General features: G+C 70.1%; 18 protein-coding genes and 1 tRNA gene. 14 read left to right on the top strand and 5 right to left on the bottom strand.

Annotated features, from left to right (window positions below):
• Positions 1–231: 231 nt before the first annotated feature.
• Both ABZS97_RS01840 and ABZS97_RS01835 read left to right on the top strand, forming a co-directional pair.
• The gene (locus ABZS97_RS01840) at positions 232–528 is read left to right on the top strand and encodes a type II toxin-antitoxin system VapB family antitoxin (RefSeq protein ID WP_003955420.1); all 297 of its coding nucleotides are present in this window, start codon (positions 232–234) and stop codon (positions 526–528) included.
• Between the two features lie 193 nt (positions 529–721).
• Positions 722–1,363, top strand: coding sequence for a LytR C-terminal domain-containing protein (locus ABZS97_RS01835; RefSeq protein WP_356132468.1), 642 nt, complete (start codon positions 722–724; stop codon positions 1,361–1,363).
• A 9-nt stretch (positions 1,364–1,372) separates the two neighbouring features.
• On the opposite strand, the gene upp is transcribed toward ABZS97_RS01835, so the two are convergent.
• Positions 1,373–2,008, bottom strand: coding sequence for a uracil phosphoribosyltransferase (gene upp / locus ABZS97_RS01830; RefSeq protein ID WP_356132362.1), 636 nt, complete (start codon positions 2,006–2,008; stop codon positions 1,373–1,375).
• A 450-nt stretch (positions 2,009–2,458) separates the two neighbouring features.
• Here upp and ABZS97_RS01825 point away from each other — a divergent pair, with 450 nt between their 5' ends.
• From ABZS97_RS01825 to ABZS97_RS01790, 8 genes are all read left to right on the top strand, one after another.
• A complete protein-coding gene (locus ABZS97_RS01825; RefSeq protein WP_356132466.1) occupies positions 2,459–2,704 on the top strand; it encodes a hypothetical protein in 246 nt (81 codons plus the stop codon).
• Between the two features lie 273 nt (positions 2,705–2,977).
• Positions 2,978–3,511, top strand: a complete 534-nt coding sequence (locus ABZS97_RS01820; RefSeq protein WP_356132464.1) for a hypothetical protein — start codon at positions 2,978–2,980, stop codon at positions 3,509–3,511.
• A 147-nt stretch (positions 3,512–3,658) separates the two neighbouring features.
• Positions 3,659–4,090, top strand: coding sequence for a tRNA adenosine(34) deaminase TadA (gene tadA, locus ABZS97_RS01815; protein ID WP_356132462.1), 432 nt, complete (start codon positions 3,659–3,661; stop codon positions 4,088–4,090).
• An 80-nt stretch (positions 4,091–4,170) separates the two neighbouring features.
• Positions 4,171–4,255 (top strand) — tRNA-Ser (locus ABZS97_RS01810).
• Between the two features lie 154 nt (positions 4,256–4,409).
• Positions 4,410–4,589: a hypothetical protein gene (locus ABZS97_RS01805; RefSeq protein ID WP_356132359.1), complete on the top strand. Its 180-nt coding sequence runs from the start codon at positions 4,410–4,412 to the stop codon at positions 4,587–4,589.
• A gap of 184 nt (positions 4,590–4,773) precedes the next feature.
• Positions 4,774–5,067 carry a Dabb family protein gene (locus tag ABZS97_RS01800; protein ID WP_356132356.1) on the top strand — a complete coding sequence of 98 codons (294 nt, stop codon included), beginning with the start codon at positions 4,774–4,776 and terminating at the stop codon, positions 5,065–5,067.
• Positions 5,068–5,292: 225 nt separating this feature from the next.
• Positions 5,293–6,267, top strand: coding sequence for an RNA polymerase sigma factor SigF (locus ABZS97_RS01795; protein ID WP_356132353.1), 975 nt, complete (start codon positions 5,293–5,295; stop codon positions 6,265–6,267).
• A gap of 244 nt (positions 6,268–6,511) precedes the next feature.
• Positions 6,512–7,420: an RNA polymerase sigma factor SigF gene (locus ABZS97_RS01790; RefSeq protein WP_356132350.1), complete on the top strand. Its 909-nt coding sequence runs from the start codon at positions 6,512–6,514 to the stop codon at positions 7,418–7,420.
• A gap of 204 nt (positions 7,421–7,624) precedes the next feature.
• Here ABZS97_RS01790 and ABZS97_RS01785 read toward each other — a convergent pair whose 3' ends face one another.
• Positions 7,625–8,071, bottom strand: coding sequence for a hypothetical protein (locus ABZS97_RS01785; RefSeq protein ID WP_356132348.1), 447 nt, complete (start codon positions 8,069–8,071; stop codon positions 7,625–7,627).
• Here ABZS97_RS01785 and ABZS97_RS01780 point away from each other — a divergent pair.
• Positions 8,049–8,291 carry a hypothetical protein gene (locus ABZS97_RS01780; protein WP_356132345.1) on the top strand — a complete coding sequence of 81 codons (243 nt, stop codon included), beginning with the start codon at positions 8,049–8,051 and terminating at the stop codon, positions 8,289–8,291. The genes ABZS97_RS01785 and ABZS97_RS01780 overlap by 23 nt on opposite strands.
• Positions 8,292–8,312: 21 nt before the next feature.
• On the opposite strand, the gene ABZS97_RS01775 is transcribed toward ABZS97_RS01780, so the two are convergent.
• A complete protein-coding gene (locus tag ABZS97_RS01775; protein WP_356132342.1) occupies positions 8,313–8,513 on the bottom strand; it encodes a hypothetical protein in 201 nt (66 codons plus the stop codon).
• Between the two features lie 269 nt (positions 8,514–8,782).
• Here ABZS97_RS01775 and ABZS97_RS01770 point away from each other — a divergent pair, with 269 nt between their 5' ends.
• The 3 genes from ABZS97_RS01770 (at position 8,783) to ABZS97_RS01760 (ending at position 12,806) form a co-directional block, all read left to right on the top strand.
• Entirely contained in the window at positions 8,783–9,310 is a 528-nt protein-coding gene (locus tag ABZS97_RS01770) for a MarR family transcriptional regulator (RefSeq protein ID WP_356132338.1), read from the top strand.
• 29 nt (positions 9,311–9,339) lie between these two features.
• Positions 9,340–11,871 (top strand): MFS transporter, encoded by a 2,532-nt coding sequence (locus ABZS97_RS01765; RefSeq protein ID WP_356132335.1) that lies wholly within the window; start codon positions 9,340–9,342, stop codon positions 11,869–11,871.
• Positions 11,872–11,984: 113 nt separating this feature from the next.
• On the top strand, positions 11,985–12,806 hold the full coding sequence (locus ABZS97_RS01760; protein ID WP_356132332.1) for a YceI family protein: 822 nt from the start codon (positions 11,985–11,987) through the stop codon (positions 12,804–12,806).
• On the opposite strand, the gene ABZS97_RS01755 is transcribed toward ABZS97_RS01760, so the two are convergent.
• Together ABZS97_RS01755 and ABZS97_RS01750 are read right to left on the bottom strand one after the other, a co-directional pair.
• Complete coding sequence (locus tag ABZS97_RS01755) at positions 12,792–13,595, bottom strand: GAF and ANTAR domain-containing protein (protein ID WP_356132329.1); 804 nt, start codon at positions 13,593–13,595, stop codon at positions 12,792–12,794. The genes ABZS97_RS01760 and ABZS97_RS01755 overlap by 15 nt on opposite strands.
• Before the next feature lie 71 nt (positions 13,596–13,666).
• Positions 13,667–14,395, bottom strand: a complete 729-nt coding sequence (locus ABZS97_RS01750) for a GAF and ANTAR domain-containing protein (protein ID WP_356132326.1) — start codon at positions 14,393–14,395, stop codon at positions 13,667–13,669.
• Between the last annotated feature and the right edge of the window lie 135 nt (positions 14,396–14,530).

Raw genomic sequence — 14,530 nt, 5'->3', positions numbered from 1 at the left:
GAAGGTGTACCCGGAAGCGATCTGGTGGCACCCCTCGGGGAGCGCGGGGAAACTCCCGGTCGTGTCGGGAGCGACACCGGTCGTACCCCGGATGGCGGCCGGAGGAACGGCCGCATTGCCTCTCACATCAGGCCCATGTTTCCGTTTTCGGAGGATTTACGGCGTCTTTTCCAGCGCTGCACTCCGGCGCCATGGCTGCGCCCGGAAGGTCTTGACCGGTAGGCTTTCCGTGTGATCTTCAAGCGCATCGGAAACGGCCGGCCATACCCCGACCACGGCCGGGAAAGCACCCGGCAGTGGGCGGACGTCGCGCCGCGCCCGGTCCGCCTCGATCAGCTCGTGACGACCAAGGGCCAGCTCGACCTGGAAACACTGCTCGCCGAGGACTCCACGTTCTACGGCGACCTCTTCGCGCACGTCGTGAAGTGGCAGGGCGACCTGTACCTGGAGGACGGCCTGCACCGCGCCGTCCGCGCCGCGCTCCAGCAGCGCCAGGTACTCCACGCCCGCGTGCTCGAACTGGGCTGAGCGGCCGGACCGACACGCTCCCGCAGCCGGGAAGCGGCCGTGGATCGCCTCTTGAGTCGACCGATTCGACCCCCGGGCCGGCCGCCCGGTTGACCCGTTCGGGTTGGACTGGGCACCCGGCAATGATCATTTAGTAGGCATCGCCGCCCCGGCGCACTACGCTGCGCCCATGAGCATGCTCACTCCCCCAGGCATGGGCGGCCAGTACCGGATCAAGGGGGACAAGTACCCGAGGATGCGCCGCCCAAGGGGGCGCCGCAGGCTCGTGTTCGCCGTCATCGCGTCCGTGGCCGCACTCGGACTGGCCGGCTGGGGAACCCTGCAGCTCATCGACGTCTTCACGGGCGGCGGCGACAAGGCCTCGGCCGCAGGGCCGAAGGCGGACTGCGCGGCGAAGGCGAGCCCGTCGGCCACGGCCTCCACCGGCACCGCGGCCACCGGCGCGAAGGCCCTCCTCAAACCCGGCCGGATCACCGTCAACGTCTTCAACGCCACGCCCCGCAGCGGGCTCGCGAAGGAAACCGCGGACGAGCTGAAGAAGCGCGGGTTCCGCATCGGCGACGTGGGCAACGCGGCGGACGCCTACGACAAGAAGGTCAAGGGCCCCGGAATACTGCTCGGCGCGAAGACGGCCGCGGACACGGCGCTCCCGGTGCTCAGCACCCAGCTCTCGGGCGCCGAGCTGAAGACCGACGGCCGCAAGAAGGCCACCGAGGTCGACCTCGTCATCGGCACCGGCTTCACGGCGCTGACAAAGAAAGAGGACGCCGACAAGGCCCTGACCACTCTGGCCAGGCCTCAGCCGACGTCCTCCGCCACGCAGAAGAGCTGCTGACCGGCAGCTCTACTCGGCGGCTCCGTAGAGCCGGTCTCCCGCGTCGCCCAGGCCCGGCACGATGTAGCCGTGCTCGTTGAGGCGCTCGTCGACCGCGGCGGTCACGACGGTCACCGGTGTGCCCGCCAGCTCGCGCTCCATGACCTCGACGCCCTCCGGGGCGGCGAGGAGCACCACGGCGGTCACATCGTCCGCACCGCGCTTGATCAGCTCCTGGATCGCCGCGACGAGCGTGCCGCCGGTGGCCAGCATCGGGTCCAGGACGTACACCTGGCGGCCCGAGAGATCGTCCGGCATACGGGTGGCGTACGTGGAGGCCTGCAGCGTCTCCTCGTCGCGCACCATGCCCAGGAAGCCCACCTCGGCGGTCGGCAGCAGCCGCACCATGCCGTCGAGCATGCCGAGGCCGGCCCGCAGGATCGGCACGACCAGCGGGCGCGGGTAGGAGAGCTTGACGCCCGTGGTCGGGCCGACCGGGGTCACGATGTCGACCTGCTCGGTGCGCACGTCGCGAGTGGCCTCGTACGCGAGCAGGGTGACCAGCTCGTCGGCGAGCCGGCGGAAGGTCGGGGAGTCGGTGCGCCGGTCGCGCAGGGTGGTGAGCTTATGGGCGACCAGGGGGTGGTCGACGACGTGGAGACGCATGCCCATAACAGTAACCGTGCCCCAGGGACCCTCGCGCTGGCATCAAACCGCCCATCGGAGGGAAAGTGGGAGGGACGGACCTGGGGTGGTGTGTCTATGCCGGAACGGAAGGCGAAGTCTCCGCGCCGAGACGCGCGACAGGATGCGCGACAAGCCGCGCGACGAAGTACGACACGCGATACGCCACGCGAGGCGATACGCGATATGCCACGAGACGCGCGACAGGAAGCGCCGCGCCCGGCACTGGACGCGAAGTGGCCGGAGCCCCTGGAGCAGCCGGCCCGGCCGGGACAACCCGCGTGGCGGGAGCAGCCCGTACAGCGGGAACAGCCCGCACGACGGGAGCAAACCGTCCGGCGCGAAGAGCCCGCACGGCGGGAGCAACCCGCACGACGCGAACAATCCGCACGAGGCGAACAACCCGTGCGAGGCGAACAACCCGTGCGACCCGTGCGGCCCGATCGGCCCGCCCGGCCGGAACAGCTCACGGGACCCGATCAGCCCGTACGCCCGGAACAACCCGTTCGCTCGCAACAGCCCGAGCACCCGGAGACCGACGCCGAGCGCAGGAGGCGGCGGGCGCAGTTCCTGCGTGATCTGACCGAGGCGCGCGAGTTGCGTGACCGGGTTCAGCCGCGACGCGCCAAGGCGGCCCGGCTGCGCCACGCCATGCGCATGCGCACCTTCCGCTGGTAGACGCGGGCCCCTTCTTCCGGTGTACTCGCAGGCCACCGCACCATCCCCGCCCGGGTGTCGCAGGGGCCCGGGTGCGCGCGTGCGGCGCCGACAGCCGCGTACGATCCGCTGACAGCGATCAAAAGAGGCAGACACAGCAGGCCGAAGACGTCCCCTGAACGCTCTGTTTCTGCCACGATTCCGAGTGGGCGGGCTCGGAGAAGCGCTCCCCGCCCACAGCCTCCGCCGGGGGGACCCCCAACCGGCACGCCTATGACCAGTGGGAGAGTCACGGTGTACTTCGCCGCACTGCTCGCGCGCACCGAAGACGGGTGGGAAGCGAGCGACACAGAGCTCGACGATGTGGAGAGCCTGTCGGATCTGACCGACCTGGCCCGTGAAGCCTCGGAGGCTGACACGGTCCTGGTACTCATCGAGCAGGAGGACGCGTGGTTCGGCGTCGTCCGCGTGGACGGCGAGGAGGACCCTCGCATCTACGTCTCGGACGCGGCGGCCGCCGCCCGCAGCTCGTACGGCGAGATCCTGCTCACGGACGAACTACTAGGACGGGAGCCGGGCGACGACGATGCCGACCTGGACTCCCTCGACCTGGACGGCACGGAGGACGGTGAGCCCGACGACGTCGCAGAGGACGAGGAGGACGAGCCGTCCGGCGAGGCCGTGTCGCACAGCCCCGTCGGGGACCGCGACATCCTCGCCGACCTCGGGGTGAGCGAGAAGGAACTGCTCGCCCTGGTGGAAGGCGACGCGCTCAACACGATCGCGGAGGCCCTGGGAGCCGCGGAGGTCCTGGAAACCGTCCGCTAGGAACCGTCCGCCAGAAACCGCCCGGCAGGGACCTTCCGCTAGGTTCCCCGGGTGAGCACCACTGACGACACGCCACCACCGGATCCGGCAGATCCGGTGGCTTCGGCGCATCACAAGGATCCGGTACGCGACCGCTGGCGGGCCGCGATGCGGCTCGCCCTGGACGAGGCCGAACTGGCGGTCCGGGGCGGGGATGTTCCCGTCGGCGCCGTCGTGCTGTCCGCGGACGGTACGACGGTGCTCGCGACCGGGCACAACGAGCGCGAGGCCACCGGCGATCCGACGGCGCACGCCGAGGTCCTCGCGATCCGGCGCGCCGCCGAACGGGTCGGCGAGTGGCGGCTGTCCGGCTGCACGCTCGTCGTCACGCTGGAGCCCTGCGTCATGTGCGCGGGCGCGCTGGTGCAGTCCCGGGTGGACCGGGTGGTGTACGGGGCGCGCGACGAGAAGGCGGGCGCGACCGGGTCGGTCTGGGATCTCGTACGCGACCGGCGGCTCAACCACCGGCCCGAGGTGATCGAGGGCGTGCTCGCCGACGAGTGCGCGCGCATGCTCACGGACTTCTTCCGCGAGCGCTGAACCCGGCGCCTCCGCGGGGCCTCGGGCGGGCCCCGAAACGGATTTCAGAGCACGGCCCGGCTTGGGGTAAGGTCTCTCTCGGTAGCGTGTCCGAGCGGCCGAAGGAGCTCGCCTCGAAAGCGAGTGTGGCGCAAGTCACCGAGGGTTCAAATCCCTCCGCTACCGCTTCTGAAGGGCCCCGTCGAAAGACGGGGCCCTTCGTGCGTCCACCTCGCAAAACCCTGCGCACACATGTCCGGGTTAGACTCGCCGCCGGCAACACGGGGCGTCATCGGCCACAGAGGGCCCACGGGGCGCAGCAGTCACAGGGGAGGCCGCGGTGGCGGTGAATGCAAAGAAGATCGCCGTCTTTGTCGTCGTGGTCTTCGCGCTCTACGTGATCATCACGGACCCGGCCAAGGCCGCCGACTATGTCCAGATAGGGTTCGAGGGCATTTCGAGTGCCGCGTCCTCCATCGGCGACTTCATGACGTGGGTGGCCAACGGGGCCAAGAACTAGAGGGTGCTTTGAAAGTCCCGCACAGCACCCACGGCGCCCGGCACGCACCCTCGCCGCACCGGCCGAAGTCCCAGGTACGTCCAGTACGAGGGCCTTCGTCCGGCACGCCGAGGGCACGCACCGAACACCGCGGGCACCGCACAGGACTTTCAAACACCCCCTAGCCCGCACGTCTGGAGCCGCCGTGATCCGCCATCTGGTCCTCTTCAAGCTCAACGAAGGCGTCGAGCGCGACGACCCGCGCGTCGTCGAGGGCGTCGCCGCGTTCCGCGCGCTCGGCGGCACGATCCCCGAACTGAGGTTCTGGGAATGCGACTGGAACATCACCGACCGGCCCATCGCGTACGACTTCGCGATCAACTCGGCGGTCGACGACATCGACGCGCTCAAGCGGTACTTGGAGCATCCCGCGCACCAGGCGGGGGTCGCACTGTGGCGCGAGTTCGCCACCTGGGTGATCGCGGACTATCCCTTCTGATCCCTTCCGATCCCTTCTGAGCGACGAGTCGCGAGAGCCCCATGGAGCCCCCTGCCGGAACCGGCGGGGGCTCTTTTGCGTCGCATACCCCAACTCACCCCTCAACACGGTGTTATGCGGTGCTTGCACACAGTGCACATGTCTTGTGATGCTATGACCGCTTTTGACGGATGAGTTGACGGATACGTTGACGGATCGTTGACGAACTAAGAGGTGGCGTTGACCGTGTCGGCCAGTACTGCGCCACCCCAAGACGAGGCCCCGGCAGCCAACGCTCCCGCCCAGGTTCAGGTCCAGACTCCGGCCCAGACCCAGACCCAGACCCCGGCTCAGACCCAGACCCCGGCTCAGACCCAATCCCAAGCCCACATCCAGGTCCAAGCCCCCCTCCAGGCCCAGACTCCCGCCCAGGCCCCCGCCCCGGCGCCCGAGAAGCGGCGCGGCGCCGAGACCAGGGCCCTCACCCAGGTGCTCTTCGGCCAGCTCAAGGAGCTGACGCCGGGCACGCCGGAGCACCACCGCGTGCGGGGGGCGCTCATCGAGGCGAACCTCCCGCTCGTGCGCTACGCGGCCGCCCGCTTCCGCTCCCGCAACGAGCCGATGGAGGACGTGGTCCAGGTCGGGACAATCGGGCTGATCAACGCGATCGACCGCTTCGACCCCGACCGGGGCGTGCAGTTCCCGACCTTCGCGATGCCGACCGTCGTCGGCGAGATCAAGCGGTACTTCCGTGACAACGTCCGCACGGTCCACGTCCCGCGCCGGCTGCACGAGCTGTGGGTGCAGGTGAACAGCGCGACGGAGGACCTGACCACGGCCTTCGGGCGCTCGCCCACGACCGCCGAGATCGCCGAGCGGCTCCGGATCCCCGAGGAGGACGTCCTGTCCTGCATCGAGGCGGGGCGCTCGTACCACGCGACCTCGCTCGAAGCGGCCCAGGAGGGCGACGGGCTGCCGGGTCTCCTCGACCGGCTCGGCTACGAGGACCCGGCCCTCGACGGGGTCGAACACCGTGACCTCGTACGGCATCTGCTCGTACAACTGCCCGAGCGCGAACAGCGGATCCTCCTGCTGCGCTACTACAGCAATCTGACGCAGTCGCAGATCAGCGCCGAACTGGGAGTCTCCCAGATGCATGTGTCAAGGCTGCTCGCCCGAAGCTTCGCGCGTCTTCGATCCGCAAACAGGATCGAGGCGTAACCGGTGGGACTGAATCGCCCGCAGGGCTTCTTTCCGACATTTCTGGGCTGAAAAACCGCCAGACCCCCCTTTTCCAGGGCCTATTCACCCCCTACATGTCGACATGTCACTACAGCGTGTTGCCGACATGTGACATTCTGCGGGAAGCGCGTTTGCCGCGGCCTCGCCTCCGGTATTCAGGTGGAGGCTGCGTTCCTCCGACGGGAGCGTCCGCCGCTACCGTCCGCGACCCAAAGGGGGTGGCATGTCCGCAGACCAGGGCAGCTCGAAGGTGCTCACGCTCACGAAGAGCGAACCGGCGCCCGACGCGCTTCACGACGTCCCGGTCCCCGAGGCGGTGGAGGCCCCGACCCTCCCGGCCGCGGAAGTACCGGCTCTGAGGACCTCGGAAGCCATCGACACCCGCACCCTGTCCCGCTCCCTGTTCCTGCGGCTTGCCGCGCTGGACGAGAACAGCCCCGAGCGCAACTACGTCCGGGACACCCTCATCGAGCTGAACCTCCCGCTCGTGCGCTACGCGGCAGCCCGCTTCCGCAGCCGCAACGAGCCGATGGAGGACATCGTCCAGGTCGGCACGATCGGCCTGATCAAGGCGATCGACCGCTTCGACTGCGAACGCGGGGTGGAGTTCCCGACGTTCGCGATGCCGACCGTCGTGGGTGAGATCAAGCGCTTCTTCCGCGACACGTCGTGGTCGGTGCGGGTGCCGCGCAGGCTCCAGGAGCTGCGGCTCGCCCTCACCAAGGCCAGCGACGAGCTCTCGCAGAAGCTCGACCGCTCCCCGACCGTCGCCGAACTCGCCGTCGTACTGGGCGTGTCCGAGGAGGACGTGGTCGACGGCCTCGCGGTCGGCAACGCGTACACGGCCTCGTCCCTGGACTCGCCCGCCCCCGAGGACGACGGCGGCGAGGGCTCCCTCGCGGACCGCCTCGGCTACGAGGACACCGCCCTTGAGGGCGTCGAGTACCGCGAGTCCCTCAAGCCCCTGCTGGCCAAACTCCCGCCCCGCGAGCGCCGGATCATCATGCTTCGCTTCTTCGCGAACATGACCCAGTCGCAGATCGGCGAGGAGGTCGGCATCTCGCAGATGCACGTCTCCCGCCTGCTGACCCGGACGCTGTCCCAGCTGCGAGAGGGCCTGATCTCCGACTGACCGTCCCGACACCGCCCCGCATCTTCATAATTGACGGATCGTCAGACACACTGGCGCGATGCGTCGAGGGTCAATACGTGGTCGCCGAGGTGCCCTTGTGGCTGCCTCGGCGACCGTGGTCTGTGCGGGTGCCCTGCTGGCCGCGTGCGGAAGCGGCGGAGGTGGCGGCGGATACGTGGCAGTGGGCGCCGCGGGCGGTCCACCTCACGTTTCGGCGGCGGCCCCGACGGGCGATGTCTCACTGGCACCGCTTGAGGGGTCCGAGAATTCGGACAGCTCCAACAGCGCCAATGGGCCGGGGGGTTCGGGCAGTCCGGGCGGGGCGGCTTCGGACTCGGCGACGTCCGAGGCGCGGTCCACTGCCGGGCCCGGGGCCGGCTCCGGCTCCGGCGGCAGCGGCAGCGGTTCCGACAAAGGGGCCACGAACGGTCGTACGTCCACGGCCTCGCCCTCGTCGTCGACGCCGGGCGGAGGCGGTGACTCCGGGCGGACGAGCGGGAGTTCGGGCGGCTCCGGTACGTCCACCGCGCCGCCGAGCACCACTCCCGCGAACCCTCCGGCCGGGCCCGCCGTGCTCGACGTCGGCGAACCCCGGCGGGCGGCGACCGACCGGCGGTGGTGCGAGAAGGTGACCGTCGCCTTCCGCAACACCGGTGGCGCCGCGGTGCGTTCGGGCACGGTGACCTTCGGGACGCACATCATCGGCGCGCTCGGCATCGACTGGGCGACGATCGGGTCGACCGTGAGCCTTCCCGCGCCGATCGCCGCCGGCGCGAAGAAGGAGAAGACCTGGACGGTGTGCGTCGACGACTGGCGGGTGCCGCTGGGCATGCACATCGAGACGCGGGACGTGTCCGTCCGGTGGAAGTGACGTCTTCCGGCGGGGGCGCCTCTACGAGAGCGCGAGCCAGGCCACGGCGGCAATGATCGCCACGGCGACGACCACCCCGATGATCAGGCCGACACGGGGCCCGGCGGCAGCGGGCGCGGCCTGCTGCTGTCGGCCCTGGGGGCCCTCGTCGACGAAGGCACGGAACATCTGGGTGCTGCCCGCGGGGTCGTAGTTGCCCTCAGGGCCCTGGGTGTTAGCCATGGGGCAGGACCCTAGCGAATACCTGGGGGCTGCCCTAGTGCCGGGGTTGTTGTTCGGGTCGGATTTTTGGGCGGCCGGGGTGTCCTGGTCCCAGAGGGCGCTGCCCCCGGACCCCCCGTTTCGGCCTGGACGGCCTCGTCTCAAACGCCGGACAGGCTGTGCACCCCCACCTCGCTTTACCAAGTTTTTAGGACCGGAGACCCGGATTCGTTTGCCTGCAGCAACCATCATTTCTTATGGTTGCCCTAAGCAACGATGCGGGAGGTGTGATGGCGGAGCAGGCGCAGTACGAGGAGCTGGCTCGTCAGCTCAGTGCCGTCGGTGCCGTGAAGAGGGACCTGGGGCGGATCCTGCCGCACGACTGTCCCGCCGGGTCCGCCGCCGTACTGACACTGCTCGGCCGGTACGGGGACATGCGGATGAGCCGGCTCGCCGAGCTGCTCGCCGTGGACATGTCCGTGACCAGCCGCCACGTCGCACACGTCGCCGACCGCGGCTGGATCGAACGGTCCCCCGACCCGGCCGACAAGCGCTCGCGGATCCTCCACCTCACCGCGGCGGGGCGCGCGCGGCTCGACGAGCTGTCCCGGCGCACCTCGCAACTGCTCGCCGACCGCCTGAGCGACTGGTCCGACGACGAGGTCGGGCTGCTCATCCAGCTGATGACCCGGCTGCGGGAGAGCTTCGGCGACTGCCGGGTCGCCCCGCAGCGGCCCCCGCACCCGTACGCATCGGCCGCAGAAGGCGTGACAGACGCACACGGCGTAACAGAACTGACCACCCGTACACCCGCATAAGTACGAAAGTACGTAAGAGAAGGAAGTCCATGGCAACGACCACACCAGCCGGTGTGCGGGGCTCTCACGCCAAGCACGGAGGCGCCGCCGACGGCACTCCGATGACGCACCGGCAGATCATGGAGGCCCTCTCCGGCCTGCTGCTCGGCATGTTCGTCGCGATCCTGTCGTCGACGATCGTCACCAACGCCCTGCCCGAGATCATCGGCGACCTGGGCGGCGGCCAGTCCGCCTACACCTGGGTCGTCACCGCCGCACTGCTGTCCATGACGGCCACCACGCCGCTGTGGGGCAAGCTCGCCGACCTGTACAGCAAGAAGGCGCTCGTCCAGATAGCGCTCGTCATCTACGTGCTGGGATCGGCCGCCGCCGGTCTGTCCCAGAACCCCGGCATGCTCATCGCCTGCCGTGTCGTGCAGGGCATCGGCGTCGGTGGTCTGTCCGCCCTCGCCCAGATCGTGATGGCGGCGATGATCTCGCCGCGTGAGCGCGGTCGCTACTCCGGCTACCTCGGCGCCGTGTTCGCGGTCGCGACCGTCGGCGGCCCGCTGCTCGGCGGTGTCATCACCGACACGTCGTGGCTCGGCTGGCGCTGGTGCTTCTACGTCGGTGTGCCGTTCGCGATCATCGCGCTGATCGTGCTGCAGAAGACCCTGCACCTGCCCGTGGTGAAGCGGGACGTGAAGGTCGACTGGGGCGGCGCGTTCTTCATCTCCGCCGCGGTCTCGCTGCTGCTGATCTGGGTCACCTTCGCCGACGACAAGTACGACTGGATCTCGTGGCAGTCGTACGCGATGGTCGGCGGCTCGATCGTGCTCGGCCTGCTGTTCGTGCTGGTCGAGTCCAGGGCGAGTGAGCCGATCATCCCGCTGCGGCTGTTCCGCAACCGCACGATCACCCTCTCCTCCATCGCCTCCCTCTTCGTGGGCGTCGCGATGTTCACCGGCACGGTCTTCTTCAGCCAGTACTTCCAGCTGGCCCGCGACAAGTCGCCGACCATGTCCGGCGTGATGACCATCCCGATGATCGGCGGGCTGTTCGTCTCCTCGACGGTCTCCGGGCAGATCATCACCAAGACCGGCAAGTGGAAGGCCTGGCTGGTCACCGGCGGCCTGCTGGTGACCGCCGGTCTGGGCCTGCTGGGCACCATCCGCTACGACACGGACTACTGGAAGATCGCGATCTTCATGGCGGTCATGGGTCTCGGCATCGGCATGATGATGCAGAACCTGGTGCTGTCCACGCAGAACCAGGTGGCCCCCTCCGACCTCGGCGCGGCCAGCTCCACGGTGACCTTCTTCCGCTCCCTCGGCGGTGCGGTGGGTGTCTCGGTCCTCGGCTCGATCATGGCCACCCGGATCGGCCACTACGTCAAGGACGGTCTGACCGACCTCGGCCCCAAGTACGCGGCCGCGGCGTCCGGTTCGAGCTCCAGCTCCGAGATCCCGGACATGGACAAGCTGCCCGCGCCGCTGCGCACGGTCATGGAGAGCGCGTACGGCCACGGCATCGCGGACGTCTTCCTGATCGCCGCGTGCATGGCCGCGCTCGCCTTCCTCGTCACCCTCTTCATCAAGGAGGTCCCGCTGCGCACCTCGGGCGGTCTGGCGCAGGCCGCGGCGGAGAAGTCCGAGGCCACGGCCCCGGTCCCGGCCGGCACCGAGGTCCCCGCCACCGTGACGGAGACGGCTCCGAGCCCGACCACCGCCGCTTCCGCCCCCGCCACGGACGTCGGCTCCGACGGCACGCAGCGGCTCGCGGCGGTCGCCACCCTCGCGCCCGACACCGCCCCACGGTCCGGCGGCATCCCGGTCCGCGGTCATGTCCGCGGCGCCGAGAGCGCGCCCGTGCCGCAGGCCGCGGTCACGCTGATCTCGCTCGCAGGACGGCAGCTGGGCCGGTCGGTCGCGCAGGCCGACGGCGCCTACGCGGTGGACGCGCCGGGCACGGGTTCGTACGTCCTGATCGCCTCCGCCGACGGCTTCCAGCCGCAGGCCTCGACGATCGTCGTGCACGACGAGCCGGTGTCGTACGACATCCTCCTCAGCGGTACGAGCGGCCTCAGCGGTCTCGTGCGCGCCGCCGGGAGCGGGACCCCCGTCAAGGACGCCATGGTCATCGTGACCGATGTGCGCGGTGATGTGCTGGCCACCGGAACCACCGGTGAGCAGGGCGAGTTCACCTTCGCCGAGCTGGTCCCGGGTGCCGTGACCGTCGCGGTGAACGCCGCCGGGCACCGCCCGGTCGCCCTCCCCGTCGAGGTCGGCGGCACCGGAGTCACCCGGGTCGAGGTCGAACTCAGCGCGGGCGCCCAGCTCCTGGGTGTCGTACGGGCGCCCGGCGGGCCGCTCGGTGACGCGCGGGTCACGCTGGTGGACGCGGCCGGCAACGTGGTCGGCACGGCCAGGACGGGTGAGGACGGCGCGTACGCCTTCACCGACCTGGACAGCGGCGAGTACACCGTCATCGCGACGGGCTACCCGCCGGTGGCCACGGCCCTGACCGTCAACGGCGGCGGAGTCGACGGCCACGACATCGAACTCGCCCACCCCGGCGAGTAGTTCGGACCCCGGCCCGTGGGGCGCGCACTCCGAGCGGAGGTGCGTCCCCCACGGGCCGGTTTCTTTGTGCCCTTTCACGACCAGTTTTTGATGCTTTGCAGGGAGAAAACGGGATGGGACTGACCGCACGGATTCGTACGCGGGACGGATGGGCCGTGTCGCACGCGGTCGTCACGGTGACGGACGCGACGGGCGCACAGGTGGTGCGGGCCGAGGCGGACGCCGAGGGGACCGTGCACGACACGACCGCTCTGGCCCCCGGGGCGTACACCGTGATCGTCACCGCGGTCGGCTACGCGCCCGTCGCGGCCGGCGCGATCGTCACGGCGAGCGGCCGCGCCGAGGTCGGCACCGTGACACTGGCCCGGCAGGGCGGCACCGAGCTGCCGCCGCCGGGTACCTGGACCATCGACCCGGCGCACTCCTCCGTGGGCGCGGTCGCCCAGCACCTGGGCATCTCCAGCGTGCACGGCCGGTTCACCGACTTCTCGGGGCGGATCGAGATCGCCCCGGACGAGGTCGCCAAGTCCCGGGTGGAGGCGGTGATCTCCGCGGCGTCCATCGACACGGGCAACGGGATGCGCGACGGCCACCTGAAGTCGCCGGACTTCCTGGACGTGGAGACGTACCCGGAGATCACCTATCGCGCCGGCGGCCTGACGCCGGCCGGCCCGGACCGCTGGACCGTGCACGGCGAGCTGACCATGCACGGTGTCGTACGGCCGGTCGATCTGGACCTCGCCTACCTCGGCACCGGATCCGACCCCTGGGGCGGCACCCGCGCCGCGTTCCGGGCCACCACGGAACTGCACCGCGAGGACTTCGCGATGAACTACAACCAGGTGGTGCAGGCGGGCATCGCCGCGATCGGCACCACGCTCAAGGTGGAGCTGGACATCCAGGCGGTGCAGGGGGATTCGCTACCCGCGGTGTGAACGGCCGTCCCGCCGCGCCCCGTTGACACCGCCGGCGCTGTTGCCCGAGGGGGCGCCGGTGCCCAACGGACCCGCGCCGCTCACCCGGGTCACCAGGTCCGAGCACAGGTCGCGGAGTTTGACGTTCGAGTTCTGGGAGGCGCGGCGCAGTGTGTCGAGTGCCGCCTGCGCGGTGCACCGCTCCCGGGCCATGAGGATGCCGACCGCCTGGTCGATGGTGCTGCGCGAGAGCAGCGCCGTCCGCACGTCGGCGCTGGAGGTCCGCTCCCGCTCGATGCTCAGGGCGGTGTTGATCGCCTCGGAGGCCGTCGCCGCGAAGGCCCGGACGGCCTCGCGCCGGTCATCGAAGGCGTTCTCGGTGACGGCGTAGAGGTTGATCGCGGCATCGGTCTCGCCGTCGACGGCGAGCGGCACGGCGAGCACCGAGCGGACGCCGCTGGCCAGCGCGTAGTCGGTGTACGAGGGCCAGCGGTCCTCCTCCGTCAGATCGGGCGCGTGCTTCTCCTCGTCGTCCCCGGCCGCGTCCACGCACGGGCCGTGGCCGTTCTCGTACTGGCGCTGGTCGAGCCCGCTGAGCAGTCCGGAGCTGCCGGCCAGGGTCAGCAGCCGGTCGTCGCGGCGCACGGTGATGCTGCACGCGGCCGCACCTCGCACAGCCAGCACCGCACGCTCGGTGAGGTCGCGCAGCAGGGTGTCGAGGCCACCGGTCTGCGCGAGCGCCTGGTGCAGCGCCTCGGGTTCCCGGGCGGTGGCCTGCGGGAGCTCCGGCGAATCGGCTGAGGTATGCATGGCCGTACGGGTATCCCGTCGCCGCCCGCTCACTCCCGGGCCGCAGGACGGAGTTGCTCACACACCCACGGTTACCGCGCGTCCCGGGCGTCGACGATGCGCCGGGCGATGTCGCGGAGCTTCACGTTCTCCTGCTGGGAGGCGCGGACGAGGCTGTCGAAGGCCTCGGCCGCGTCGATGTCCAGGCGCTCCATGAGGATGCCCGTGGCCTGTCCGATCAGGTCACGGGTGCGCATGGCCTCGGTGAGCTGCTCGCGTACGGTCACCGAGTTCAGCGCGATGCTGACGTGGGCGGTGAAGAGCCTGCCGATCCGGGTGGCGGACTCGTCGAAGGCGCCGGGCTCACGCGCGTACACCGTGAGCACGGTGAGCTTTCTGCGTTCGGCGCGCAAACGCATCGAGAGCACCGAGCGCAGCCCGAGGCCGGACAGTGAGGGCTCGCGCCCCTCGTCCCCGGCGGCACTGTCCTCGATCCGGGCGACGGGCGTGGTCCACAGGTCGCTCCAGTGCTCCCGCTGATCACTGTGCGAACTCAGGGCCGCGGCGGTGCGGACGAGCTCGTCGGTCCAGGCGACGGTACGGCGGTGGGCCTCGCGCTCGAGCACGGAGACATCGGCGTGCTGGGCTCCGGGCAGGATGTGCACGGCCAGCCGGACCGCGGTGCGCAGGGTGTGGTGGGAGGTCGACGTCTCGTGCAGTTGCTGAGCCGCGACGGACAGAGCTTCGGCCAGCTCGGTATCCACCGCATAACGGGGCAATTCAGAAAAGTCGAACACAGCCACCACGAACCTCTTCGGCATGCACGGCCAAACGACCATGCGCAGGAGAGCTCCGCAGCACATTCCTGACTGCGAGCACAGGACGAACAGCACTTTAGCTGCTCCGATGGGTCGCTCGTGGCGCTCGGTCGAACAGCGGGCGGGCTCCCGCCCGGG

It is taken from the genome of Streptomyces sp. NPDC005485 (genome assembly GCF_040606085.1).
GTDB lineage: Bacteria > Actinomycetota > Actinomycetes > Streptomycetales > Streptomycetaceae > Streptomyces.
This window is presented reverse-complemented; position numbering and strand designations above follow the sequence as displayed.